This window comes from Myxococcus hansupus, assembly GCF_000280925.3.
GTDB classification, from domain to species: Bacteria; Myxococcota; Myxococcia; order Myxococcales; family Myxococcaceae; genus Myxococcus; species Myxococcus hansupus.
Map to the genome: position 1 here is coordinate 1724954 of NZ_CP012109.1, position 23035 is coordinate 1747988.

At 68.5% G+C, this 23035-nt stretch carries 24 protein-coding genes; 12 read left to right on the top strand and 12 right to left on the bottom strand.

Going from position 1 to position 23035, the window contains the following annotated elements; translation table 11 throughout:
* Nucleotides 1-53: 53 nt before the first annotated feature.
* Nucleotides 54-419, top strand: coding sequence for a winged helix-turn-helix transcriptional regulator (locus tag A176_RS07180; RefSeq protein ID WP_002634723.1), 366 nt, complete (start codon nucleotides 54-56; stop codon nucleotides 417-419).
* A 25-nt stretch (nucleotides 420-444) separates the two neighbouring features.
* Here A176_RS07180 and A176_RS07185 read toward each other — a convergent pair whose 3' ends face one another.
* The 3 genes from A176_RS07185 to A176_RS07195 form a co-directional block, all read right to left on the bottom strand.
* Nucleotides 445-987 carry a hypothetical protein gene (locus A176_RS07185; protein ID WP_002634721.1) on the bottom strand — a complete coding sequence of 181 codons (543 nt, stop codon included), beginning with the start codon at nucleotides 985-987 and terminating at the stop codon, nucleotides 445-447.
* 119 nt (nucleotides 988-1106) lie between these two features.
* Nucleotides 1107-2111, bottom strand: a complete 1005-nt coding sequence (locus A176_RS07190; RefSeq protein WP_044889541.1) for a metallophosphoesterase — start codon at nucleotides 2109-2111, stop codon at nucleotides 1107-1109.
* Between the two features lie 250 nt (nucleotides 2112-2361).
* Entirely contained in the window at nucleotides 2362-3900 is a 1539-nt protein-coding gene (locus A176_RS07195; RefSeq protein ID WP_021781074.1) for a ricin-type beta-trefoil lectin domain protein, read from the bottom strand.
* A 941-nt stretch (nucleotides 3901-4841) separates the two neighbouring features.
* Here A176_RS07195 and A176_RS07200 point away from each other — a divergent pair.
* From A176_RS07200 to A176_RS07215, 5 genes are all read left to right on the top strand, one after another.
* Entirely contained in the window at nucleotides 4842-6320 is a 1479-nt protein-coding gene (locus A176_RS07200; RefSeq protein ID WP_144429508.1) for an aKG-HExxH-type peptide beta-hydroxylase, read from the top strand.
* The gene (locus tag A176_RS07205; RefSeq protein ID WP_002634713.1) at nucleotides 6317-7774 is read left to right on the top strand and encodes an aKG-HExxH-type peptide beta-hydroxylase; all 1458 of its coding nucleotides are present in this window, start codon (nucleotides 6317-6319) and stop codon (nucleotides 7772-7774) included. The genes A176_RS07200 and A176_RS07205 overlap by 4 nt, the downstream gene beginning before the upstream one ends.
* On the top strand, nucleotides 7771-7923 hold the full coding sequence (locus A176_RS39280; RefSeq protein WP_002634711.1) for a hypothetical protein: 153 nt from the start codon (nucleotides 7771-7773) through the stop codon (nucleotides 7921-7923). Before A176_RS07205 ends, A176_RS39280 begins: the two co-directional genes overlap by 4 nt.
* A 139-nt stretch (nucleotides 7924-8062) precedes the next feature.
* On the top strand, nucleotides 8063-9514 hold the full coding sequence (locus tag A176_RS07210; protein WP_002634710.1) for an NAD(P)/FAD-dependent oxidoreductase: 1452 nt from the start codon (nucleotides 8063-8065) through the stop codon (nucleotides 9512-9514).
* A gap of 175 nt (nucleotides 9515-9689) precedes the next feature.
* Nucleotides 9690-10271 (top strand): hypothetical protein, encoded by a 582-nt coding sequence (locus tag A176_RS07215; protein WP_002634709.1) that lies wholly within the window; start codon nucleotides 9690-9692, stop codon nucleotides 10269-10271.
* A gap of 130 nt (nucleotides 10272-10401) precedes the next feature.
* On the opposite strand, the gene A176_RS07220 is transcribed toward A176_RS07215, so the two are convergent.
* Nucleotides 10402-11043 carry a TetR/AcrR family transcriptional regulator gene (locus tag A176_RS07220; protein ID WP_021781072.1) on the bottom strand — a complete coding sequence of 214 codons (642 nt, stop codon included), beginning with the start codon at nucleotides 11041-11043 and terminating at the stop codon, nucleotides 10402-10404.
* 111 nt (nucleotides 11044-11154) lie between these two features.
* Here A176_RS07220 and A176_RS07225 point away from each other — a divergent pair, with 111 nt between their 5' ends.
* A complete protein-coding gene (locus tag A176_RS07225; protein ID WP_002634707.1) occupies nucleotides 11155-11898 on the top strand; it encodes a CPBP family intramembrane glutamic endopeptidase in 744 nt (247 codons plus the stop codon).
* Nucleotides 11899-11976: 78 nt separating this feature from the next.
* On the opposite strand, the gene A176_RS39705 is transcribed toward A176_RS07225, so the two are convergent.
* The gene (locus tag A176_RS39705) at nucleotides 11977-12195 is read right to left on the bottom strand and encodes a hypothetical protein (protein WP_226994228.1); all 219 of its coding nucleotides are present in this window, start codon (nucleotides 12193-12195) and stop codon (nucleotides 11977-11979) included.
* Nucleotides 12196-12210: 15 nt separating this feature from the next.
* On the opposite strand from A176_RS39705, the gene A176_RS39710 reads away from it, so the two are divergent.
* Both A176_RS39710 and A176_RS07235 read left to right on the top strand, forming a co-directional pair.
* Nucleotides 12211-12432, top strand: a complete 222-nt coding sequence (locus A176_RS39710; RefSeq protein ID WP_226994229.1) for a hypothetical protein — start codon at nucleotides 12211-12213, stop codon at nucleotides 12430-12432.
* A gap of 329 nt (nucleotides 12433-12761) precedes the next feature.
* A complete protein-coding gene (locus tag A176_RS07235; RefSeq protein ID WP_002634705.1) occupies nucleotides 12762-14207 on the top strand; it encodes a cytochrome c peroxidase in 1446 nt (481 codons plus the stop codon).
* Between the two features lie 90 nt (nucleotides 14208-14297).
* Here the strand turns inward: A176_RS07235 and A176_RS39215 are convergent, their stop codons facing one another.
* The 4 genes from A176_RS39215 to A176_RS07245 form a co-directional block, all read right to left on the bottom strand.
* Nucleotides 14298-14435, bottom strand: coding sequence for a hypothetical protein (locus A176_RS39215; RefSeq protein WP_002634704.1), 138 nt, complete (start codon nucleotides 14433-14435; stop codon nucleotides 14298-14300).
* Between the two features lie 34 nt (nucleotides 14436-14469).
* Entirely contained in the window at nucleotides 14470-16956 is a 2487-nt protein-coding gene (leuS, locus tag A176_RS07240; protein WP_002634703.1) for a leucine--tRNA ligase, read from the bottom strand.
* A 91-nt stretch (nucleotides 16957-17047) separates the two neighbouring features.
* On the bottom strand, nucleotides 17048-17197 hold the full coding sequence (locus A176_RS39715) for a hypothetical protein (RefSeq protein WP_226994230.1): 150 nt from the start codon (nucleotides 17195-17197) through the stop codon (nucleotides 17048-17050).
* The gene (locus A176_RS07245) at nucleotides 17194-17676 is read right to left on the bottom strand and encodes a TetR/AcrR family transcriptional regulator (protein ID WP_049872244.1); all 483 of its coding nucleotides are present in this window, start codon (nucleotides 17674-17676) and stop codon (nucleotides 17194-17196) included. The genes A176_RS39715 and A176_RS07245 overlap by 4 nt, the downstream gene beginning before the upstream one ends.
* Before the next feature lie 122 nt (nucleotides 17677-17798).
* Between A176_RS07245 and A176_RS07250 the strand changes: the two genes are divergently transcribed.
* Complete coding sequence (locus tag A176_RS07250; RefSeq protein WP_158513081.1) at nucleotides 17799-18395, top strand: DUF2867 domain-containing protein; 597 nt, start codon at nucleotides 17799-17801, stop codon at nucleotides 18393-18395.
* 12 nt (nucleotides 18396-18407) lie between these two features.
* On the opposite strand, the gene A176_RS07255 is transcribed toward A176_RS07250, so the two are convergent.
* The 3 genes from A176_RS07255 to A176_RS07265 are packed head-to-tail and all read right to left on the bottom strand — an operon-like array spanning nucleotide 18408 to nucleotide 20967.
* Nucleotides 18408-19118, bottom strand: a complete 711-nt coding sequence (locus A176_RS07255; protein ID WP_002634700.1) for an iron-containing redox enzyme family protein — start codon at nucleotides 19116-19118, stop codon at nucleotides 18408-18410.
* Nucleotides 19088-20008, bottom strand: coding sequence for a hypothetical protein (locus tag A176_RS07260; protein ID WP_002634699.1), 921 nt, complete (start codon nucleotides 20006-20008; stop codon nucleotides 19088-19090). Before A176_RS07260 ends, A176_RS07255 begins: the two co-directional genes overlap by 31 nt.
* The gene (locus A176_RS07265; protein ID WP_002634698.1) at nucleotides 20005-20967 is read right to left on the bottom strand and encodes a DUF3419 family protein; all 963 of its coding nucleotides are present in this window, start codon (nucleotides 20965-20967) and stop codon (nucleotides 20005-20007) included. The genes A176_RS07260 and A176_RS07265 overlap by 4 nt, the downstream gene beginning before the upstream one ends.
* A 25-nt stretch (nucleotides 20968-20992) precedes the next feature.
* Here A176_RS07265 and A176_RS07270 point away from each other — a divergent pair, with 25 nt between their 5' ends.
* Nucleotides 20993-21925 (top strand): fatty acid desaturase family protein, encoded by a 933-nt coding sequence (locus A176_RS07270; protein ID WP_002634697.1) that lies wholly within the window; start codon nucleotides 20993-20995, stop codon nucleotides 21923-21925.
* Entirely contained in the window at nucleotides 21918-22811 is an 894-nt protein-coding gene (locus A176_RS07275; protein ID WP_002634696.1) for a phosphatase PAP2 family protein, read from the top strand. The genes A176_RS07270 and A176_RS07275 overlap by 8 nt, the downstream gene beginning before the upstream one ends.
* Nucleotides 22812-23035: the final 224 nt, after the last annotated feature.

Genomic DNA, 23035 nt, shown 5'->3' on the forward strand with positions numbered 1-23035 from the left:
ACCTCTTCGACAAGTACGCACTATTTTCGCACGAAGGGACAGAAAGGTAACCATTGGCCCGGCACAAGACCTACGACTGCTCCGCGGGTTGCCCCGTGGAGGCCACGCTCGATTTGATTGGCGGGAAGTGGAAGGGGCTCATCCTCTACCACCTGCTCGACGGCACGCTTCGTTTCGGAGCGCTGCGCAAGTGCATCCCCGGCGTCACCGCGCGGATGCTGACCCAGCAGCTTCGCGAACTCGAAGCCAGCGGATTGGTCCACCGGAAGGTGTACGCAGAGGTGCCTCCCCGCGTCGACTACAGCCTCACCGCGTTGGGGGAGTCCCTGCGCGAGGTGGTGCTGTCGCTCAAGGCCTGGGGAGAGGTCTACCTGGGGCGGGGCGCTCAGCGGCCGCAGCGGTCGGCCTTGGTCCGTTGACGCTTCGCGACGAGATGCCGCTGCCCTAGTTCCACGGGAAGATGGGACCCCAGATGGTGTCCTTGCTCAGCGCGATGGGAATCTTGGCGGTCAGCACGAGCCCCATCTCGAGCGGCAGCCGCGTGCGCTCCATCCCGTCGGGACCGGCGCCCCGCCCATTGGACAGCGGGATGCCGAAGCGGAGCCCCACGGTGCCGAACACGAACGCGAGGTAGGGCGCCACGTGCAGCGAGGTCGTGGCGATGTGCGTGCGGCCCGCCGTCTCGTGCGCGAGGCCCAACTCCAGACCGCCCACGAGCAGGATGCCCTGGAGCCCGCCGCAGACCCGGGTGCTGCTCCGGGTCATCCGCTGGGCTTGCCCGAAGACACCCACGCCGCCAGGGCCTTCGAGCCAGTTGAGCGTGGCCTCGGCGCCAATCCCTTGTCCGGGGGCGTCCGGACTGAAGCTCGTGCTGAACAGGGGCCCCAGGGACAGCCAGGCCTCACCCTCGGGATAGATTCTGACGTGCGCCCAAGCGGGCGAGGCGAACAGCATGACAGCCATGAGGACGAGCACGGGAGCGCGCATGCGCAGTTGAAATTGCAATGCCCGGGCCTGGACAGCGTGTCGAGCGCGCTCGCGGTGCGGGTGTGTCATGGCCTGCACAGGATACCCGCCCGGGTGTGCAAACGGATGGCCGGGTGCGCTCAGGGTTTCCCAGGGCGCGGCGCGGCGGGCGTCTTCACGGGCTGGGCCAAGGGCACCTTGCCCTCGCGGTAGAGGGCGTGGACCTTGCCACCGCGAAGCTCCAGGGCCGACAGGTGTCGCCCGTACCCGGTGCTCAGTCCCGTGTCGATGAGCAGCGCCTTCCCGTTGAGCCGCACCTGAATCTTCCCGTCGCGGTTCGTGGTGTGTCCCATCACCATGCGTCTGGCGCCGAAGCGTTGGAGCACCGCGTCCAGGGCGGGCTCGGCGTCCTGCGGCTCGCCCAGCGCGTAGCCGCGGAACCACAGGGGCCCCTGCGAGTCCTTGGCGCCGCCCGGCGGGTTGCCGGGGAAGAAGTCCTGGCGCACCCAGCGGTTGACCTCGGAGAGGCTCGTGCCGGGGACCTGGGGCGCGACACCGCCATGCACGAAGAGCGTGTCGTTGATGCGCACCACGGCGGGGTGTCTCCGCAGCCAGGGGCCATAGCGGCCCTCCGCGCTGTAGGCCACGCGGTGGCCATTGAGTCCCGCGGGCGCGTCGGCCGCGTCGGGCTCGGGGCTCTGGTCCGCGAAGGAGGCCATCTCCCCGGGGCTGACGTAGCGCAGGTCCCCGAGCATGTTCATGGCCTCATGGTTGCCGAGCAGCGCATGCACGCGGCCGCCCGCGGCGAGCGCCTCCTGCTCCAACCGCATGAGCAAGTCGTATGCGGCGCGCGTCTGGTCGCCCCGGTCGGGGATGTCACCCGTCTGGACCAGGTGCGCCTTGCCGCCGCTCCAGCGGTCCTTCGCATCGATGATGCCCGCGAGCCGCAGCACCTCCTTCAGCGCGTCCACGTCGCCGTGAACGTCACCCACGGCCACCACGCGCTCCACGCCGGTGAAGGTGTCGGGGACGGCGTCCTCCAATTGGGGAGGCGCGGGAGCCTTGGGCGCGGGGGCCGCCGCCAGGAGCAGCGGGACCAGCAGGAGCAGCGGGCTCGGGCGAAGCAGGGGCGGGGCCATGGGCATCCTCCGGAGGGCGCGGTGCCTCGGGCAGGCCAGCCCAGGCGCACCGGAAACCCCCAGCGTGTCATGGCCCCGCCGTGCGTGGTGACGGAAACGCCGCGCCGGTGTGCCCGCTTCCGAGCGGGCTCACGCCAGGCGTGGTCGCGAGCGACGCGGAGTGCCGGGCGGGCACCCGGGCGGTGCGTGGGCCGTCACCGGTCATCCCGCCGCCCGGAGCGCGTTCATCGCGCCCCGGACGGCCGGAGGTGGGGACCTAGCGGTAGTCCCACTTCTGGTTCGGGTTGCCCGTGCACTCGTAGATGATGAGCCGGGCGCCGTCGTTCGTGTTGTGGCTCACGATGTCCACGCACTTGTTGGCCAGCACGCTGACGAGGTCACCCGCGCCGCTGAGCACGAACTGCTGCGCCGGGTTGCCGCTGCAGTTGGCGAGCTGGATGGCCGCGCCGTTGGCGGTCGAACCCCAGGCCACGTCCATGCACTTGCCGCCGGCCTGCAGGGTGCCGTTGACGAAGCTCCACCGCTGCGCGTTGCTGCCGTTGCAGTTCCACATCTGGAGCTGCACGCCGTCGGAGAAGTTGGAGTTGGGCACGTCGATGCACTTGCCGTTGAGGCGCGAGACGAAGGACTGGCCGCTGCCTCCGCCACCCCCCGTCGTGCGCAGCGTCAGTCCGTAGGCGCGCAGGATGGGGTTGATGGGCTGGTAGAAGGTCTGCGGGTTGCTGCTGTCGAAGCACGTGCCCGCGACGCCGGACGTCACGCCCTGCGCCTGGTTGCCGGAGATGACCGAGCCGCCCGAGTCACCGCCCGCCGCGCAGGCGTTCGTCCGCGTCAGGCCGTACACGGGGCCGACGGAGTAGTTGACCGTGATGTTCTTGGCCTGCAGGACGCCGCACCGCCACTGGGTGGTGGAGCCGGAGCGGCAGATGGAGGCATTCACCGGCGCCTCGTTCGAGCCATGGACGACGACGTTGCCGCCGGCATAGTTGTAGACCCAGGGCTGCGGGGTCCACGAGCCGTTCGTCTGCACCCAGGCGTAGTCCGCGCCGGGCCACACGGAGCCGCGGACGGTGCCCTGGGCCACGCGGTTGTGGCCGAAGGTGGCCGTGCCCACGCCGCCGCAGTGGCCCGCGGTGACGAAGCCGCCGTTGACGGGGAAGCCCACCGAACAGCGGGAGTTGCCGAAGTAGTACGCCTCACCGCCACGCAAGTCGTACGCGGGCTCCGGCGCGTGCTGCGAGGCCACCACGCGGACGGCGCCGTCCTTCAGTCCCGAGCTGACCGCGAGGAAGTCATCCACGCGCCGCTTCGACTGGCCGGACACGTCCGCATAGACGACGACGCTGTTGGTGGGCAGGTCGACGTTCCAGGAGTGGATGTCGGGCGAGAGTGCCTGGACGTTCTTGTCCAGCTCCGCCTTCACCTCCTCCAGCCGCGCCAGGCTCCGGGCCACGCGCACGGTCCGCACGCCGTCGAGGCGCACCTTGGTGTCGCCGGCCTCGGCGGTGACGCCGACGATGAGCTCGCCGCCCACCGAGTCGAGCCACGCGCCGCCGAACGCGGTGCCCAACTGCTCACGCGCCGCCTTCTCCAACTGGGGCGCCCGCGCCTCGAAGGCGAGCCGCTGGTGGACCTGCTTCTCGGTGAGGCCCAGGTCGCGGCGCATCGCGGAGACGATTTCCGGCGCCACACCCGAGTCGAGCGGGGCGGCCGAGGCCGTCATCGGCAGGCCCGTCAGCGTGGCGAGTCCGGCGAACATTGCAGCGGTGGAGAGCCAATCAGACAGTCGATTCATGGAGTGTATGGGGTGTTCCCGTTGCAGGGCCTACGCCAGGGTGAGGGGACTGCCCTGCTTGGGAGAGTGAGTGGGGACTCCCTGGCGTGATGTGGATCCGGATGAGCATGAGTCGTGCCATCCGTGAAGAGTTGGCTTTCCGGGCGAGGCCCGTCTGGGGCGTCTGCCGTCCTCACAATTTTCCCGCGAACAGGTGATGACAAGAGCCATCACCTGGTGACGGGAGTTACCACCCGATGTTTGTTTTTGACGGTGTCGGCCCGGCACCGAGGCCGGGGGGACTCAGGTGGGGTTTCAATCGGACACGCAATCGCGTTGGCCGTCGTCACAAATAGGGATGTGTCATGCCCTGGGAAATTGTCAGCTTCATCGGAAGGGCCAGTCGGGCGGGGCTGTTTCGAGTTCCCGCTAAAAATATGCTCATCCGGAACTAACTATAAAAACCAGAAAAACCTGCTATTTGTCAACGGGGGTGTCGCGGTTCACCTCGCATACACCGGCACCTCGTCGTCGCAAGTCACCCCTGAGGAGCCCATCCCCATGCAGGCCACCATCAGCGTGGCCAGCAGTGGCAGCGCCGTAACGCCTGCACGAACTGGGATTTGATGGACAACTGGATTGCCAGCCACGGGGCTGTGGTTTCGGCGGCCCGGCCCCCGGGCGAGCAGGGGGCCGTTGATGCACGCGGCGTGGAATGACGCGTCCTGTCTCCGGGCTTGTGGAATGGCGTCAACGCAACACGTTCGGCTGAGAGCAATGGTTGACGGAAAATTCCGTCGCCCGGCATTGGATGTGCGCGGTGGGGGAACAATCCGTTTCCCGCTTTGTCAGAGCCAGGTGATATGGACTTGTTGCATGGGTTGCTCATAGGTACGTTGGCGCGAAAAGCTGTCTGAGCCTCGATGAATGGATTTTTGAATCTGTCATTCAAGGAGAGCAGCGTGCATCCGATTGATGTCATCCGGCAGCTCGACCACCTGCTTCAGAACCAGGAGCCGTTTGGCAACTCGTCGAAAGTCGTGTTGCGGGTCATCGAGCGGTACAAGTTCGCCCTGGGCGTCCTGGCGGAAGCGGACGCGCGCCTGCGTGAGCTGGTGCCCCGTGTCGAGGCGCTGGACACCGGGACGGTGGACATCCTCTTCGGCGACCTGTTGGTGCGCTCTCAGTTGGAGACGGCCATCAGCCGGCTGGAGACCGCGGGGCCCGTGGGGGCCTTGAGCGACACCTTTCCGGCGCTCCTGGAGGAGGCGCTCGCGTCGCTCGAGGCGGGGCGGGGTGTCGCCGTCGCGCGAGGGGCCATGGAGCGAGACTTCGCGCTGGGGCCCGCGCGGCGGACCTGGGTCTGGGACTTGCCCGACGCGCCGTCGCCGCTCGGGGTCCGGCTGCGCGATAGCATCCGCACCGGGTTCATGCCGGGGGCTCAGAGCACCGTCGAAATCATCCGGCCGACGCCGAGCATGGTGGAAGGGTTGGAGCGCGCGTGCGCGCTGTTGCACCGGCTGGTTCCGGAGATGACCGTCAGCGTCTTCGACCACCTGCATTCCATCGCGGTGGCCCACATTCGCGGCGCGCGCGGGCGGATGCTCACGGGGTCGGGCGGGGATGGCACGCCCTGCATGATCTTCATCGACCCGGACGAGCTGGAGAACCCCTGGGATACGGCAGGCCACATCCTGCATGAGGCGATTCACCTCAAGCTCTCCGACCTGATTCGCACGGGCGCCATCGTCACGGACGACGACCTGGTGGACCTGCCCTGGGGCCGGCGGACGGCGCTGTCGAACAGCTTCTTCGCCTACCACGCCTATGCGCACATGCAGGTGTTCCGTGCCGCGGTGGAGCACCTGGGGCCGTCCTGCCACGCCGAGTTTGGCGCGCCGAGCGAGTACTACGCCCCCGCTCACGCGATGTCGGTGGTGAAGAACGACGTGAAGCCCTACTCGCGGGCGGAGGAGCGGCTGGCGTATCTGCACTCGCAGCTCGCGGGGCCGCTGTCGCTTCGGGTCACGCCCCATGGGCGGGCGCTCGTCGCGTGGCTGTGGGACACGGTCCGGCCGCTGGTGGAGGGGGTCGTCCCGGAGGCCGCCGCGCCCAGCGCGGGCGTGACGGCGGCCGTGGCCACGGGCCGCGCGCCCTCGTCGGTGCGCTACCGCCAGGGCAGGGCGCTGTCCCTGCGCCGTTCACCGGCGTCGGAGGTGCTGTTCGCGCTGCACCCGGCTTCGCGGCGGATCGTCACGCTGAACCTGCCAGCCTGGCTCGCCTTCGAGCTGTGCGACGGAAAGACGGAGCAGGAGGTGCTCTCCTCGTACACATCGACGTTGGGGCTGGGGACCGACCGCGCCTGGGCGCAGTTGGCGCCCACCCTCAAGGGCCTGGTGTCGAGCGGGATGATTGAGCAGGTCGAGGGAGGCGCGTCGTGACGAGCCTGTCGGGGACCGTCCAGGCCGCGGACCGGGCGTTGGTGAAGCACCCCGCGTTCGGGGATTCACCCCGGATCTTCGCCCGGGTGCTGACGCGCTACCGCTTCGGCGTGGAGTTGTTCGCCGAGCGGCTGACGTCACTCGCGAAGGCCGCCGCCCGGGTGGAGACCTTGAGCGACACGGAGGCGCGAAAGGTGTTCTTCGACCCGGTGGTCCGGATGTCGTTCGAACAGGCCTTCTCCGACCTGGAGGCGGGCCGCCTCGCTTCGCCGCACCCGCTGGAGCAGGTGCTCCCGGATGCGTTGGAGGCGCTGCCGCTGGGCCTGGGCGAGTCGCGGATGCCGTCTCGCATCCTGGTGGGGGCGGAGGCCCCGAAGTGGCTGTGGGACGTGGCGCGGCCAACGGACGCCTATGCCCGCACGTTGCATGCGGCCTTCGACGGCGTCTTCGGCGCGAAGTCCAAGGGCGGCGGCACGCTGCTCAGTCCGGATGCGTCCGGCCAGCGCAAGCTGAACGACTCCATCGAGCTGCTGTCCCGGCTGTTGCCGCACTCGGGCGCGAGCGCGTTGACGCACGTCGAGGCCATCGCGTTGCTCAGCGCCCGGATCGAGGGTGGCACCGTGCTGTCCGCCGCGGGTGGGGACCTGACGCCCTCCACCATCTTCCTGGCCCTGGAGGAGCTGGGGAATCCCTGGGACATCGCCGGCTGTCTGCTGCACGAAGGGCTTCACATGAAGCTCTTCGACGCCACGCGCTCGACGGCGGTGGTCGCCTATCCCGAGGAGACCATCCAGGTCCCATGGCGAGACATCCGCTGGACCATCGTGCGCGCTGTCTTCAGCTATCACGTGTATGTCCATCTCGCGCTGTTCAAGGCGGCGACGCTCACGGCGGACCGCTCCCTCCTGGAGCGGTTCGGTGACCCGGCGGCGCACGCGTCGCGCGCGCATGCGGGGTCGGTGGTGAACAACAACGCCGCGTCTCAGTATGGGCGCTCGGTGGACCGGGCCCGTTTCCTGGGCGAGCACCTGCTGACGGAGTGGGCGCACCTGCTCACGCCGCAGGGGCGTGACTTCGTCCGCTGGCTTCACGAATCCCTGATGCCCGTGGACCGTGAAATCTTTCGTCAGGCGCCCGCGGGGGATGTTCGGAGCGAGCCTTCGGGAGGATACCGGAAGGTCCACGGGCTGCGGGCGCGCCCCTCGAAGCAGGGCGAGTGCTTGATGGTGTTTTCACCCGCGTCGCCGCGCATCCAATGGCTCGACTTGAATGCCTGGCTGATTTTCGAGCTCAGCGACGGACGGAGTTTCTCGGACATGGAGCGGGCGTATCTCGAGGTTGTCGGCGCGAGAGTGGCCCCGGACGAAGCGCGCCGGCAGTTGCGTTCGGGGTTGGAGTCGTTGGTCCGCAGTACCCTGGTAGAGCCCACGCAGCACCAAGGAGACGTCGCATGAACAACGGATCCCAGTGGCTGGAGACGGTGAAGGACCTGGTGGCGGAGAAGGACCTGCTCCAGGAGCCGAGCGTGACGTGTGGTTCGAGCGCGGAGCGCCAGTGGTGGCCCCCGTACATCGTCAACGACACGACCAAGAAGGAAGACTGACCTTCGTTAGGTCCGTCTGACGGTCCGACCGCCGTGTTCGCGCTCTGCTCGTTCCACGAGCCGAGCCGGGCGCGGCGGTCGCCGTGCCGACCGCATCCGCTCCATCGCACACTCCGAAGTCTCCGAGGATTTCGAGCACATGGATACCTACGACATCGTGGTGGCTGGCAATGGCGCGTTGGGCCTTGCGACGGCGCGCGCCTTGACGTTGCAGGACCCCAGTCTGCGCATCGCCGTGGTGGGGCCCACGAGTCGGCCCGCGTGTGCGTCCGCCGCGGCGGGCGCGATGCTGGGTTGCTACGGCGAGGTGACCGCGCCCCTGCTGCGAACGGGCCCGGGCCGCGCGAAGCACGCGAAGGGGGTGCTGGCCGCCCGGATGTGGCCCACGTGGCTGGAGCGCCTCAACAGCGAGCTCCCCGCGGACGCGCAGGTGAGCATCAACGCGGGCACCATCGTCTTCAGCAACGCGAAGTCCGGGACGATTGAAGACGAGAACTTCGACGCCATCCTCAAGGCCGTGAGGGAGGAGGACGAGCCTCACGAGATGTTGGACCCGAACCACGTTCCCGGACTGAATCCCGCGGACGACTGCCGGCCGAAGCACGCGGTGTTCCTCCCGCGCGAAGGCTCGGTGGATGCCAGCCGCCTGCTGCGGGGGCTGACGCTGGCCCTGTCCCAGTCACCGAAGGTGACCGTCGTGGACGGCGCGGTGAAGGCCCTGGATGTCCAGGGCGGGCGGGTGACGGGCGTCCGGCTGGAGGACGGGCGCGCCTTGGGCGCCGCGCAGGTGGTGCTGGCCATGGGCGTGGGCACGCAGGCCGTGCTGGATGAGCTGCCGGACCTGGCGCGCCGCATCCCGCGCATCTTCTGCGGCGGAGGAACGTCGCTGCTGCTCGAGGTGCCCAGGACGGCGCTCCAGCACGTGGTGCGCACGCCGAACCGCGCCTTCGCGTGTGGGCTCCACGGCATGCCCCGCGGGGGCGGCCAGCTCTACTTCGGGGCGACGAACATCCTGTCGGCGAAGCCGATGCTGCGCACCTCACCGGCGGACATGTACTTCCTGCTCGAGTGCGTCCTAGAGCAGATTGACCAGGACCTCTGTGGGGCGCAGCTCGTCGCGTGGCAGGCGGGAAACCGGCCCGTCACGGTGGACGCGTGCCCGCTCATCGGGCCGACGTCCGTGGAGGGCCTGTGGCTGCTCACCGGGACGTACCGCGACGGCCTCTTCCTCTCCCCGCTCTTGGGGCAGCACCTGGCGCGGCGGGTGTGTGGCCAGAGCGGGCTCATCGCGGAGGACTTCCTGCCCGAGCGAAAGCCCATCTCCCTCTACTCGTTGAAGGAGGCGCGCGCCGAGGCGCTCAAGCACTACGTGGCCATGGGCTGGGAGCACGGCATCCGGCTGCCGAAGGTGGGCTGGCACCGCTCCTTCCCTCGCTTCTATCAGCAGCTCCTCGACTCGCTCTATGACGCGCTGGGGGAAGAGGAGTTCGTCATGCCTCCGGAGCTGTTGGCCATTGTCGAAAGCAACCGCGCGGTGATGGTGCCGTTCTTCCGCAACTACTACGCGGAGGTTCGCAAGGCCTGGGCGTAGCCCCTGGCGCTGTCGGTGGTTGAACAGCGACCGGCGTGCCGAGGCAGGCACGCCGCGTTGGTTCCACCGGGCTGGTGGGTGGCCACCGCCGGACGGGTTGCCCACCTTCCGGGCAATGGCAGGAATTCAAGTCAAATCCAAATATGTCGCCTCCCCAGTTGCCCCGGAGGCAGACATGTCGCATCGGAATTCGTCCCCCGCAGCGTTTATCCGCAAGTCCATGGGAGGCTTCGTCGCCGCGCTGGCGTGTGTCACCGCGCCGGCCACGGCGCTCGCGGAAAGCCAGGTGCCGCAGGAGCTCCAGGCCGGGTTCTCCCTGGTTGAATGTGTGATGGGCAGCCAGAACCAGCGCTACACGCCCCCCATCAACCTCGCTTCGCAGGAGGTGTATGTCTCGGGGACCGGGCAGTACTCGTCATGTATTGATTTGATGAACCAGAACATCAACTACGGCAACTTCACCCTGGAGGGCCTGGGTTCCGCCAGTTGTGTGCTCGCGAGCATTCCCACCCGGAACGTCGTCACCTGGAACGACGGCAGCCAGAGCATCATCGAGTTCGTGGGCGGTCTGGATGTGAAGCCGTTGGGGCAGTCCGTGGTGACGACGCTGGGCCGCGTCGCCAGTGGTCGCTATGAGAACGCGCTCGCCATCAAGACGATTGTCCTGACGAACATCCCCGGCATTCCCCAGTGCCTCTCCTCGGGCGTCGAGTTTTCCAGCGGGCCCGTGTCGCTGACCCTGCTGCGCCTGTTCTGAGTCAACGCTTCTCCGTCTGAAGCACCGCGGGCTCGGGACCTGAGGGTTCCGGGCCCGTTCGTTTTCGTCCTCAGCGCATCTCCATGAGGTGGGCGTCCCACCCTCTCGTGCGAGCGCCTGCCGCGCCGGCTCAGTCCGTGGGGCCTTCCGCCGTGAGGTACGCGCACAGCATGCGCGTCATCTCGCGCGGGAGCTCGGGGGTGAGCAGGTCATCCAGGACGGCGCGGTGCGTGAGGGACTCCACGGTCCGGACCACCATGGCCGCGGCCACAGAAGGGGAGGGGGCCCGCACTTCGGGGTGGATGCTCAGCAGGGACGCCACGCCTTCGCAGAGCGAGGCTTCCAGCGCCTCCAAGCGCTTCTTGATGCGTGGGGGCCGCGGGGCTTCTTCGAACAGCACGCGGTGCAGCCGCGGACTGTCGGCATGCAGCCTCACCGCGGAGTCCACCAGGGCCTGCACCAGCAACCTCAAGGGTGGGAGCGTGCCGTCCGATGGGAAGACGGAGCTGAGCGTGGTGGAGAGGAGCGTCTCGGACTCCTCCAGATGCCGTTCCATGAGGGCGACGAGCAGCGCGTCCTTGTTCGGGAAGTACTCGTAGAGCGACCCCACGGACACACCCGCGCGCGCGGCGATGTGGTTGGTGGTGCCTCCGGCATAGCCGCGCTGGGCGAAAACCCGAGCAGCCGCCGTGAGGATGGTCTCCACGGTGCGTTCGGAACGGCGTTGGACGGGCCGCTTCCGAGGGGAGAGTGGCGCGTTGCGTGCCGGCATGACCACCTCCTGGCCGAATCCGAGTCGTCGAATCCGAGCGAATGCTCGCATTCTGGCAGCTCATCGGCCCGGGCGCACGGTTCGCGCGGGCGCGGACGCACAGGTGCCTGCTTGAACACGGTTTCGTTGCTCTTGGCCTACACGTCGCGACTGCTTCCAGGAGGCGTCCTGGGCGCGGTCCTCCTGTGGCTGCTTCCCCGCTCGCGCATCGAGTTGCGGCTCGCCGTGTGGGTGATGCTCTTCATCCTCATGCGGGACTTGATGACGCCGCTGGGGCTCTGGCAGTTCGGCGTGGAGGGCGGTTTCTGGCTGCGCATGTCGTCGGACGCGGGCTTCCTGCTCCTGATGGGCCTGTCCTCGGCCGCCATGGTCTGGGTGATGAACGCGAGCGACCCGGCCCTCGCGCGCGAGGTGGTCTGGCTGCGCGGCGGCTGGGGCGAGGCCCTGGCGTGGGGCGGCCTGGGGGCCGGGGTCGTGGTGCTCCCCGTGTGGTTCTTCTCGGGGGGTGGCTCATCCGCGGGTGAGCCGGGCGCCGTCGCTCCGGCCCTGCTCCCAGTGCTGGCGGTGTTCTGCCTGCTCGGCAACTTCTACGAGGAGGTGCTCTTCCGGGGCTACTTCCAGGGGCTGCTGGAGCCCTCGCTGGGGCTGTGGCGCTCCGCGGTGCTGTCCGGAGTGCTGTTCGCCTTCTGTCACGCGTTCCTCGCGCTCACGGTGACGGGGGCGGGGGTGCCCCTGTTGCTCTTCACGCTCTGGGAGGGCCTCCTCGCGGGGGCGGCCCGGGCGCGCTCCGGCGTGCTCGCTTCCACGCTGCTGCACGGTGGCGCCATCTTTCTCCTGGCCTCAGGGCTCATTTGAGCGGGGCGTCGGCGGCTCGGAAGAAACCTGACATACACCTGTCACGGCCCGGGGCCATAACTCCCTCATCCGACGCACTCACCCGGAGCACACCGTCATGAGCGAGACCCCTTCCAACAATTCCGGCAACTTGGAGCGCCTCAAGGGAAGCTGCCACTGTGGCACGGTCCAGTTCGAGGCCGACCTGGACCTGTCGGCGCCGATGAGCCGCTGCAACTGCTCCGTCTGCATGAAGATGGGCGGGACGACGACGCAGGTGCCCCGAAGTCCCTCCAGCTCCTCGCTGGTGAAGAGCACCTGGGCGACTACCGGGTGGGGGACAGCCCCAACTTCCGGAAGTTCTGCAAGCGCTGCGGGGTGCAGTGCTTCGGCGGCGGCTTCGTGCAGGCGCTGGGCGGCGAGTTCGCCACCGTCAACGTCGGCTGCATGGAGGGCGTGGACGTCGCGCTGCACAGCATCCAGTACTGGGACGGCTACAACAACAACTGGGCGGCGGGCACTCGCCCCCAGCCCTGGCCTCGCCAGCACGCCTGACAGGGCGCCACGTACGTGCGGCACCCCGCCAACGTGGCCGCGGTGTCGCCGTTGCTCGCGGTCCCGTATAGGAAAAGTTGTCACCCTCGGGGCTCCGCGAACAATCCCTGTCAGCCCGGTGGTCCTTCGCTCGCACGCCTTCACGACAGGGGACGTGCTTCTGTCTGCGCAAAGGCGTACGGCCCATCTGCTCTCCGGACTGATGACGTCGCGGGGCCTCGATTCGACATCCGCGCTCCCCGGTTTGTTTCTTCCGCTCGAATCCTCCCGGTGACACCCACGCGGCCCGTCGGTGTTCTTTCGCTGCATCCTGGTGAGAGGACACTGACATGCTTCACATGCGCATCATCGCGGGTCTGACCGGTGTCATCGCGCTGGGCGGACTCGCGGGTTGTTTGGACGGGTCGCCGGGAGGGGATGACTCCTCCGAGGAGACGACGGAGTCCCAGGCCGCGCACCTGCGGCGGGTCGCGGAGGGCAAGCGGCTCTTCAGCGAGGCGTTGCCGCACACCAACGGACGCACCTGCGCCACCTGCCATGTCTTGGATGACGCGCTGGCGCTGTCTCCGGCGAACGTCGCCGCGCGACTCGCCACGCAGCCGGACGACCCGCTCTTCCACCGGCTCGACGCGGACGCCCCCGACGCGGAGGTCCTCACCTTCGAGAACCTGAAGCGAGGCCTTGTCCGTGTCACCCTGCCGCTGCCGGCCAACATGGATGTCATTGATGCGGAGGGCAACGTCGTCACGCCAGCGGATCGGAACATCTCCGTCTGGCGGGCGGTGCCCAGCATCGCGGACACGGCCATCTCCGGGCCATTCCAGTTCGACGGCCGCGCGGCCACGCTGGAGGAACAGGCGCAGGTGGCCATCACCAGCCACAGTGAAGGTGGGACCGTGGAGCCCTCCGTCCTGCGGCGCATCGCCGACTTCCAGCGGAGTGAGTTCACCTCGGGCCGGGCCTTCTTCGTCGCGGGCTTGCTCGACCTGGGCGTGCCCCTGGACCGGATTCCGACGCCGGAGGACTTCATGTGGCTCAGTCCCCAGGAGCAGCGCGGCCGTGATGTCTACAAGCGCGCCTGCGAGGGCTGTCACGGTGGCGCCGCCACGAACAAGATGGTCCACCCGGTGCTCCACCAGCAGCTCGCCGCCACGGGGCCCGTGCTGAAGCCAGACGGCAACCTCGTTTTCAGGAGGGACCCCGTCGCGGGGCCCGTTCCGCTCCAGGCACCACGCGCGAACAGCCAGTTCGTCAACGTGGGCTTCAGCCTCTTCACGTACCTGGGACAATTGGGGCAGTTCCCCGCGTACAACGCTTCCGCGCTCTTGCCCCGCTACCGCTTCCGTTTCTACACGGACGCAACGCGCCAGCAGGCCGTGACGGAGCTGCCGCCTGTTCCCGTGACGGCCAGCGGCGACCCCATGGACCCGACGCCCGCGTTGGACGCCAACGGTCTGCCCATCGTTGGTCCCACCTTCTTTCCCCAGTGGTTCTCCACCGACCCCGGCCGCGCGCTCATCACCGGCAACCCCGAGGACTTCGAGGCCTTCGACATGCCGGCACTCCGCGGCATCGCGAAGACGGCGCCGTACTTCCACGACAATGCCTTTGAAACGCTGGAGGAGGTCGTGGACGCCTACAGCCAGCTCGTCCTGCCCGCGCTGCCCGCGTTGGGGCTGCCGCCCGTCCAGCCTTCAGAGACGCCGGGTGGAGACCTCGAGTCGCTTTCCCCAGCGGAAAAGAAGAACCTGCTGCGCTTTCTCCAGCGGCTCTGACCCGGCCCATGTCTCCACCCAGGGGGCTTCGACAAGGACGAAGCAAGGCGCGGCCAGGGTCCAGTGCCGCGCCTTCCCCGTCAGCAGTCGCTACAGATTGTCGATGGCCTTCACCGGCACGTCGGTGACCTCGTGCCACGTGTTTCCGGCCGGGTACTTGTCGTTGGCGGTGCCGCTCTTCCAGTCGTCGTCGAGCACCCTGCGCAGGGAGAGGTTCGGCGGCAGCACGGGCCCGGCGTCGGGCCCGAGTCCCCACGTCGGTTCAGCCGACGACCAGGTTGATGATGCGGCCCGGGACGTAGACGAACTTCTTCTCCGTCTTGCCCTGGGTATGCGCCAGGACGTTGGGGTCCTCCGCGATGGCGGCGCGGACATCGGCCTCGGTGGCGTCGCGGCGCAGCTTCACCTTGCTCCGCAGCTTCCCGTTCACCTGGACGCCCATCTCGACGACATCGTCCACGGTGAGGGCGGGGTCGTAGGAAGGCCAGGGCTCGTAGGCCAGCGTCTGCGTGCCACCCAGCCGCTGCCACAGCTCCTCGGCCAGGTGGGGCGCGAAGGGCGACAGCAGCAGCGCGAAGGTCCGGGCCGCCTCCAGCGAGACGCGAGGAATCTCCGCGAGCCGGTTGGTGAGAATCATCAGCGCGCTGACGGCGGTGTTGAGCCGCAGCGAGTCGATGTCCTCGCCCACCTTCTTGATGGTCTTGTGCAGCAGGCGGAGCGTCTCCTCGTCGAGCGTGAGCCCGTCGGAGCCGGGCTCCTCCTTCACGAACGCCAGCGTGTTCCACGCGCGGTCGAGGAAGCGGCGGACGCCGGTGACGCCCTGGGTCTGCCAGGGCTTCACGGCCTCGAGCGGGCCCATGAACATCTCATAGACACGCAGCGCGTCGGCGCCGTGGCGTTGGACGACCTCGTCGGGGTTGACGACGTTGCCGCGCGACTTGGACATCTTCTCGTTGTTCTCGCCGAGAATCATCCCCTGGTGGACCAGCTTGCCGAAGGGCTCGGGATGCGAGACGACGCCGCAGTCGAAGAGGACCTTGTGCCAGAAGCGGGCGTAGAGCAGGTGGAGCACCGCGTGCTCGGAGCCGCCGACGTACAGGTCCACGGGCATCCAGGCGTCGTACGCCTCCTTCGAGAAGGCGGCCTGGGTGTTGTGCGGGTCGATGAAGCGCAGGTAGTACCAGCACGAGCCCGCCCACTGCGGCATGGTGTTGGTCTCACGCGCGAACCACTGGCCGTCCTTCTGGAAGAAGCGCCAGTCGAGCGCACGGGACAGCGGCCCCGCCGGGTCGTCCGAGGGCTTGAAGTCCTCGAGCTCGGGCAGCCGCACGGGCAGCTCGCTCTCCGGCACGGCGATGGGCCGGTCATAGCGCACCGTGTGCGGGTGTTGGCGCGGGTCCGTGGAGCCGGCGTGCAACTCGACGGGGAAGTACACGGGGATGGGCTCGCCCCAGTAGCGCTGGCGGGAGAAGACCCAGTCGCGCAGCCGGTACTGCACCCGGCGCGTGCCCAGCGTCTTCGCCTCCAGGTGGGCAATCATCGCGGCCTTGGCTTCGGGCGTGCGCTGGCCGTCGAGGAACCCCGAGCGGACCGCGACGCCGTCCGCGGTGACGGCCTCGGTCCAGGCGGCGGTGTCGTGGAGCTGGCCGTCGGGTGAGACGACCTCGACCACGGGCAGCCCGAAGGCGCGGGCGAATTCGAAGTCGCGCTCGTCGTGCGCGGGCACGCTCATGATGGCGCCGGTGCCGTAGGAGCCCAGCACGAAGTCCGCCACCCAGATGGGCAGCCGCGCCCCGGTGAGGGGATGAAGCGCGTGGGCGCCCGTGAACTCACCTGTCTTCGTCTTGGTGAGGGCCGTGCGGTCCATGTCGCTCTTGCTGACCACCGCGTCCCGGTAGGCGAGCACCTTCTGCCGGTGCTCCGGGGTGGTGAGCGACTCGAGCAGCGGGTGCTCGGGCGCGATGACCATGTACGTGGCGCCGAAGAGGGTGTCCGGGCGCGTGGTGAAGATGCGGAGCTTCTCGTCGCGGCCCTCCAGCGCGAAGTCCACCTCGGCGCCTTCGCTGCGGCCAATCCAGTGGACCTGCTTCTCCTTCGTCTCCGGCCAGTCGAGCCCCTGGAGCTCCTGCGCCAGGCGGTCCGCGTAGGCGGTGATGCGCAGCGTCCACTGACGCAGCGGGAGGCGAATCACGGGGTGTCCACCGCGCTCGCTCTTTCCGTCGATGACCTCTTCGTTGGCGAGCACGGTGCCGAGGACAGGGCACCAGTTCACCGGCAGCTCGGCCTGGTAGGCGAGGCCGCGGTCGAAGAGCTTGAGGAAGATCCACTGCGTCCAGCGGACGTAGTCCTCGTCGGTGGTGGCCAGCTCGCGCGACCAGTCATACGAGAAGCCGAGCGACTTGAGCTGCCGCTTGAAGGTGGCGATGTTCTTCGCGGTCGTCTGGGCGGGGTGGGTGCCCGTCTCGATGGCGTGCTGTTCGGCGGGGAGCCCGAACGAGTCCCAGCCCATGGGGTGGAGCACATCCACGCCGCGCATGCGCTGGTAGCGGGCGACGATGTCGGTGGCGGTGTAGCCCTCCGGGTGGCCCACGTGGAGCCCCGAGCCGGACGGGTAGGGGAACATGTCGAGGATGTAGGCCTTGGGCCGGCCCGGGTGACGGCGGGCCTCGAAGGTCTTCTCCTGCTCCCATCGGGCCTGCCATTTGGGCTCGATGGACGATGGGTCGTACTTGGGACGCTCGGTGGACATTGCGGCGGTATGTAGCACAACGCCAGGAGAGTCCCTCGGCCTCCGGGGCAGGCCGGTGCGCACGCCCACCCAGGGGCCGCACCGTCATGATTCACTCCGGTATCAGTGTCCGTGCCACGTGTTGCACGTACTCGGCCCGGGCGCGGCTCGTGCCCAGCGTCTCCGGACTGGCGAGGGAGAGGTGCAGGAGGCCCACGTAGGTGGAATACGCCTGGAGCGCCCATTTGCGAGCCTCGCTCACCGGCAACCCCAGCGCCTTGTACAGCTTCGTGACGTAATCGATGCGTCGCCGCGACACCCGCGCGAGGACGGGTTGGATGCGAGGGTCCGATGAAGCCCCGCGACGAGGGCGACCTCAATCTTGCCGTGCGCGCCCTGTTCGAAGGTCATCGACAGCAGTTGGCGGAGCTGTTCCCGGGGCTCCGATAGCGCCTCCAGCCGTTGGATGACCCGCGTGGTCGCCAGCTCTTCCCACCGTGAGAGCGCGGCCTGGAGGACGTCCGCCCGGTCCTTGTAGTGCCAGTAGAAGCCGCCCTTCGTCACCCCCAGGCTTCGTGCCAGCCGCTCCACGGACAGCGTCTCCACGCCGTTCGCCAGGCTCCACAGCGCGGCATCCGCCCAGTCCTCCGCCGACAACCCGGGCCCCCGATGGGACTGGCGGATGTCATCGATACTCCTCAGGGGAGAAGGGGCCGGGGCTCGGGAAGTAGCGCGTCTCATCGTCCTCTCCAGTCTGGCGGACCTCGTTCACGGTGTCGAGGCTGCGTGCTTGCCAGGCCTGGGGCTATACGGTTCCGTATCGCGATACGGGAGCGTATCGGATGGCTGGAATGGAGGCGGAGATGCGAGTGACGAAGGGGGCGCTGCCGAGGGTCATCGCGGCACTTCGCGAAGTCGTGGGTGTCGTGCTCTTCAAGACGCGTGTCTTCGTCCAGTCGCGGCAGCCCCGCGTGCTACCGGCCGTGCTGCGTCCCTTCGCGCAGGGCGCGGACCACGTGGACGTGAAGACCGTGGAGTCCCGGGCCACGCTGCGCGAGTTCCTCGCGGGCCTCATGTCGTACCAGCCCGCGTGGGTGACGGCGCTGTACGGGGTCAGGGCCGTGTTCGTGCGGTTGCTCGGCATGCGGCAGCAGGGCGTGCCTCGGCAGGTGCTGTTTCGGCCAGAAGACATCCCGATGACGCCGGGCCGCGAGGCCGGTTTCTTCACCGTGCGCCATGCCGAGGAGGAACACGTGTGGGTTGTCGCCGCCGCGGACACGCACCTGGAGGCCACGCTGGCGGTGGTGATGGAGCCCACGAGCGGCCCCTTCCGACGCTTCCACGTGGTGACGTTGGTGCACTATCGGAACTGGGCGGGGCCGGTGTACTTCAATGTCATCCGGCCCTTTCACCACCTCGTCGTCGAGCGCATGGCCCGCAGCGGGGCGCGCGTCGCGTGACGGGTGGGCCGCTCAGGGCCTCCGTCGGCCACGGGCACGAAAGAGGTCATCGTAGAGGCTCAGGAAGAGGTGTCCGCCCAGCGCGAGCCCCTGCTCAATCACGTGCGCCGCCGCGGTGTCTGCTTCATGGGGGGCGTCGAGTTGCTGGATGAAGCCCTCGGCGTGCAGTTCGTCGAGGTCCGCGTGCGTGGGGTAGTGGACCACCTGCGCCGCGTTCAGCCATCCGCGCTCGACGATGCTCCGCCCCAGCGCCAGGGAGATGCCGCTGAACAGGTCCTCGATGATGCCGAACACGGCCAGGCCAGTGCGCGTGTCCTCGAAGGCGGCGATGCCCGTCAGCGCGAGGTTGAAGGCTCGCACTTCGGGCCAGGACACCAGCGCGTCGACCTGCGTGGCCGGGACGCCCAGTCGCTCCAGGAGCGTCCGGAACGTGTGCTCGTGGCCATGCGCCAAGGTGCCACGTCCATGCTCATCGAAGACATTCTCCACCAGGGGAAGGCGCTGGCTGGCGTGTGGCAGGCGGCTGGCGAGCACCGCCATGGGCCGGGAGAAGTGCGCGACCGCGGCGAAGAACTGGAGCTGCGTTTCGACGAAGTCCTCCCTCGCGAAGGTGCCCTCGCGCAGCGCGCGGAAGTAGGGCGTGTCCGGAACATTCCACGCCGTCTTGAGTCCGGCGATGTGCTGACGGAGCCTCAGATTTCGGACGAGGGAAGGTGAATCCATGCGGGCGCTAGTACCGGAAAGGACAGGTCCAGGGAATAGACGGTGCACACGGAGTCGGGCGAGATGCCCTCACCGCGAAGCCAGGTGACGTGGTCCTCCAGCTTCTCGTCAATGCTGACGCACGCGAGCGCTTCATCGTTCCATCCCGCGAGCTCCGCGCCACAGTTTCGCAGGTATTCACCCCAGCCCTGCGTCCAGTGCTCCGGCGGCGCCGGGAGGTGAATCAGTGGCCACGGGCGTCCTGTCGAATGTCGCTGGAGGTCCTTGCTGCCCGCGGTGGAGCACCATCCCGCCCCCTCCATGTGGCGGCCCGGCGAGGGCCCCAGGCAGAGGCCTTCGCCCGTGGGTGGGGGCGGGGCTGCTCGCGTGTCCAAGGCCGCCAGCCGCGCCGGCGGCACGAAGTAGAGCGCGAGCCGGCTCGCCGGACGCCCCATCCGCAGGGGATTCCAACCGCGCGCCGCGCGCATCACGTCGCCCCTCGCGCCTCGCATCGCCGCGCCATACAGGAAACGCGTTCGCCGCAGGGGCGGGAGGAGGAAGAGGTGCTTGAGCCCTTCCAGCAGCAGCCGCGTCGACAGGCCCGCGCCCCGTGCCTCCTTCGCCAGCTTGAGGTCACAGATGTAGAGCGCGTCCGCCCTCCGCGCACCCCGTGCCACGGTCCGGGCCACACCCGTCACCGAGCCGAGCAGCGTGTCTCCTCGCAGGGCGAGCAGGAAGTACGCCTCGCCCATCGAGGAGAAGAACGGGTGGTAGGTGGGGCCGTGGTCGATGAAGAAGTGGTCGGCTCCATCCGCCAACGGGTAGTGGATGCCCTGCTCCAGCAGGCGCAGGCGTTCGACATAGGGCCCGAGCGTGTCGGGCCGCGCCACGACGAAGCGGACGTCTTTCATGGGCGGAGGGGCTGGCGGAAGCCGACTTCGATGCGCTCGTAGAACAGGCTCCTGTCCTGGGCCAGCAACGAAGCCCCCAGCGCATCATCGAACTCGAAGGCTGGCGCGAAGAAGCGGCGAAGGTCCCTGCGGTTGTTGAGCTGCCGAAGCAGGATGGCGCAGCCGGGCCGCGTCTCGCGCGAGAGCAACCCAGCCCACTCCGCGACGAGGGCGTCGTCCGACCAGTCGAAGATGTTGGACAAGGAGATGACCTGGAAGCGTCCCAGCCCGGGGACGTCGGGCAAGGCGCCCTGGACGAGCGTCAGTGCCACGGGGCCTGTCGCCCGCAGGTACTCGGGGGCGTCCGTGGCCAGATACCGGCCGAGCAGGACGTGCTGGAGAAACGGGTTGCGAGGCGCGTCCTCGCGCAGGAGGCCGCGCTCGAAGACGCGCTGGAAGTAGCCCGGATAGGAGCCGGGCTCCGCGTGCTGCGTCGCCGCGGGTCCGAACATCGCGTGCAGCAGCGGCGTGGCCAGCGCCAGCTCGAACGCCACCGGCCAGTAGGGCGAGTCGAACCAGCGCGTGCGCAGCGTGTCACGGTGTGACGCCGGGGTCTCCGGTGCGAAGAACGCGGCCACGTCGTGCGCGGGGGCGACGAACTCCTCGATGAAGCGGCGCAAGGTGCGAAAGAGCCCTTCGAACGAACCCCGCTGGTTCAGCGCGCCGGGCGTTTCCGACTCCACGTTGAAGTCGGCCAGGGGGCGCTGGCCCAATCCCTCTGCTTTCTCGCGGACATGCGCGAGTTGACGCGGATTGAAGTCGAAGCCCACCAGCTCCATCGCCGGGTGTCTCCGCGCCAGCGTCAGCAGGGTGCAACCTCCCGAGGCCACCGTCAGCACGGCCTTCGCGTTCGTGTGCTCCACGAGCGCCAGCTCCACTGCCGCGTCCTCCCGGACGACTGCGAACTTCAGCGATTCCATGCCATGGTTCTACCCCGGAACCCGCATGCCGCTCATGACAGTCACCCTGGCCCCTTCACGGCTTCGCGAACTGGAGCAGGTCGATGCCCGGCACGTCCCGCGGCTGTTCGGCTTCCTGCTGCTCTACCTGGGCGCCGCCGCGCTGGCTGTCACGCTCGCGGGCCGAGACAGTCCACTCATCGGGTGGCTCGCGCGCGCCGCGCTCTATCTGCTCGCCGCGGCTTCACTCCATGGCATCAGCCTCTTCACCCACGAGGCGGTTCACGGGGGCCTGGCCCGGCGGCCCTGGCTGAACCGCCTGGGCGGGATGGTCTGCGCGCTGCCGGTGCTCCAGAACTACGCCGCCTACAAAGTCCTTCATCTGCGTCACCACGCGGACCTGGGAGGAGGGAAGGACCCGGACCACTACGCCAACTACACGGGGCGTCGCTGGCTGGAGTTGCTCATGCACGTGGGCCGGTTGCTGCTGGGCTATCCGGCCTACATCACCCTGATTCCCATCCTGGGGTGGCGGCAAGGCACCGCCGCCGAGCGACGGTGGATTGAAGCCGAGGTCGGCCTGGCCGCGGTGGCCGTGGCGCTCGCCGTGGCCTTCATTCCAGGACAGGTGTTGCTGCATGCGTGGGCGATTCCGATGCTCCTCCTCAACACGATGGTGAATGTCCGAGGCATGAGCCAGCACACGTTCCTGCCGGAGAGCGACCACCCCGTCCGGGGCACGCGCACCATCCTGTCCAACCCGGTGACGCGTTTCTTCATGTGCAACGAGAACTACCACCTGGAGCACCACCTGTATCCCCGCGTGCCCTGGTACAACCTGCCCGAGTTGCACCGGACGCTGCGCGCCGAACTCGTCGCCCAGGGGGCGCCCTTCATCCCGTCGTACGTCTCGTTCGTGCGTGGCGTCATCTCCGGCTCACTCCTCCGCGCGGCGAGGCCCGTGGCACCGGATGCGTAGCGGGCCGTATCTTCACGAGCTGCTGCTGGGCACCTTCGGCGTCATCCTGACGCTCGCGCTGCTGTTCATCGCGGGGCCCGCCGCGCCCGAGAGCCTGCAGTCCCTGCTGGCCCTCACGGCGTTCGCGGCGGGCGTGGGGTGGCTGGCGCGCAAGGATGGCGAGGCGCACGCCTTCCGCTTCCGGCTGATGTTCGCCTACGTGGCGACCTTCTTCTTGTATGCCTTCGTGGCGAAGTCCGTGCCGGCGCTCGGGCTGACGCCTCGGGACGATTTGCTGCTCGCGGCCGACTTGCGGCTCGTCGGGACCACGCCCGCCGCATGGCTCCAGCGCTGGAGCACGCCCTGGGTGAATGAGGTGTTCAGCGCGAGCTATCTCGCGTTCCACGGCTACCTCCACCTGGCCATGGCCTGGGCCGTGCTGGGGCCACGTGCGCGGGCGGAGCCATTCTTCGTCCAGGTCTTCTCGGCCTATGCCTTCGGCCTCGTGGGCTACTACGTGATGCCCGCGGTGGGGCCCTCCCTCGCCGCGCCGGAGCTGTTCACCATGCCCATCGAGGGTGGCCCCATCACCCGGCTGAACGCGGCGGTCGTGGCCCAGGGCTCGTCCACCTACGACCTCTTCCCCAGCCTGCACACGTACATCACGCTGGTCCTGCTACGTCATGACCGGGTCCATCATCCTTGGCGGTTCCGGCTGATGGTTCCCGTCGCCGTGGCCATCATCGCGTCCACCTTGATGCTGCGTTACCACTATGCCGTGGACCTGCTCGCGGCCCTCGTGTGGTTCGCGCTCTTCAGCGCGCTCATGCCCTGGGCGATGCGCATCGAGCGCGAGGCGCGTGACGACCGCGCAGCCCGAGCAACGAAGACTCCACCCGCGAGGTGACGCCCGTCCCCTCGGGCGCCTCTCCCGAGGGTCTTGCTCTCTCTTCGAGGGCTCGCTTGCCGCGGCCATGTCGTTCGCAGTGACGGGCGGGACGGGGGCTGCTCCACCGCCGCGCTCACGTGCGTCCTGTCAGGCGCCCTCTGGTTGCGATGCGGCCCACCGGGAAGCAAAACCTGAGGGGCGGGGCGGAGGAGGGCCCATCGCGTAGGTCAGCGTCGTGGCCT

Bases quoted from the DNA above. Each gene is read 5' to 3' on its own strand.
- A176_RS07185 (WP_002634721.1), bottom strand. From the start codon at position 987: ATGCGCGCTCCCGTGCTCGTCCTCATGGCTGTCATGCTGTTCGCCTCG.
- A176_RS07190 (WP_044889541.1), bottom strand. From the start codon at position 2,111: ATGCCCATGGCCCCGCCCCTGCTTCGCCCGAGCCCGCTGCTCCTGCTG.
- A176_RS07195 (WP_021781074.1), bottom strand. From the start codon at position 3,900: ATGAATCGACTGTCTGATTGGCTCTCCACCGCTGCAATGTTCGCCGGA.
- A176_RS39280 (WP_002634711.1), top strand. From the start codon at position 7,771: ATGAACAACGGATCCCAGTGGCTGGAGACGGTGAAGGACCTGGTGGCG.
- A176_RS07210 (WP_002634710.1), top strand. From the start codon at position 8,063: ATGGATACCTACGACATCGTGGTGGCTGGCAATGGCGCGTTGGGCCTT.
- A176_RS07215 (WP_002634709.1), top strand. From the start codon at position 9,690: ATGTCGCATCGGAATTCGTCCCCCGCAGCGTTTATCCGCAAGTCCATG.
- A176_RS07220 (WP_021781072.1), bottom strand. From the start codon at position 11,043: ATGCCGGCACGCAACGCGCCACTCTCCCCTCGGAAGCGGCCCGTCCAA.
- A176_RS07235 (WP_002634705.1), top strand. From the start codon at position 12,762: ATGCTTCACATGCGCATCATCGCGGGTCTGACCGGTGTCATCGCGCTG.
- leuS (WP_002634703.1), bottom strand. From the start codon at position 16,956: ATGTCCACCGAGCGTCCCAAGTACGACCCATCGTCCATCGAGCCCAAA.
- A176_RS07245 (WP_049872244.1), bottom strand. From the start codon at position 17,676: ATGAGACGCGCTACTTCCCGAGCCCCGGCCCCTTCTCCCCTGAGGAGT.
- A176_RS07250 (WP_158513081.1), top strand. From the start codon at position 17,799: ATGCGAGTGACGAAGGGGGCGCTGCCGAGGGTCATCGCGGCACTTCGC.
- A176_RS07255 (WP_002634700.1), bottom strand. From the start codon at position 19,118: ATGGATTCACCTTCCCTCGTCCGAAATCTGAGGCTCCGTCAGCACATC.
- A176_RS07260 (WP_002634699.1), bottom strand. From the start codon at position 20,008: ATGAAAGACGTCCGCTTCGTCGTGGCGCGGCCCGACACGCTCGGGCCC.
- A176_RS07265 (WP_002634698.1), bottom strand. From the start codon at position 20,967: ATGGAATCGCTGAAGTTCGCAGTCGTCCGGGAGGACGCGGCAGTGGAG.
- A176_RS07270 (WP_002634697.1), top strand. From the start codon at position 20,993: ATGCCGCTCATGACAGTCACCCTGGCCCCTTCACGGCTTCGCGAACTG.
- A176_RS07275 (WP_002634696.1), top strand. From the start codon at position 21,918: ATGCGTAGCGGGCCGTATCTTCACGAGCTGCTGCTGGGCACCTTCGGC.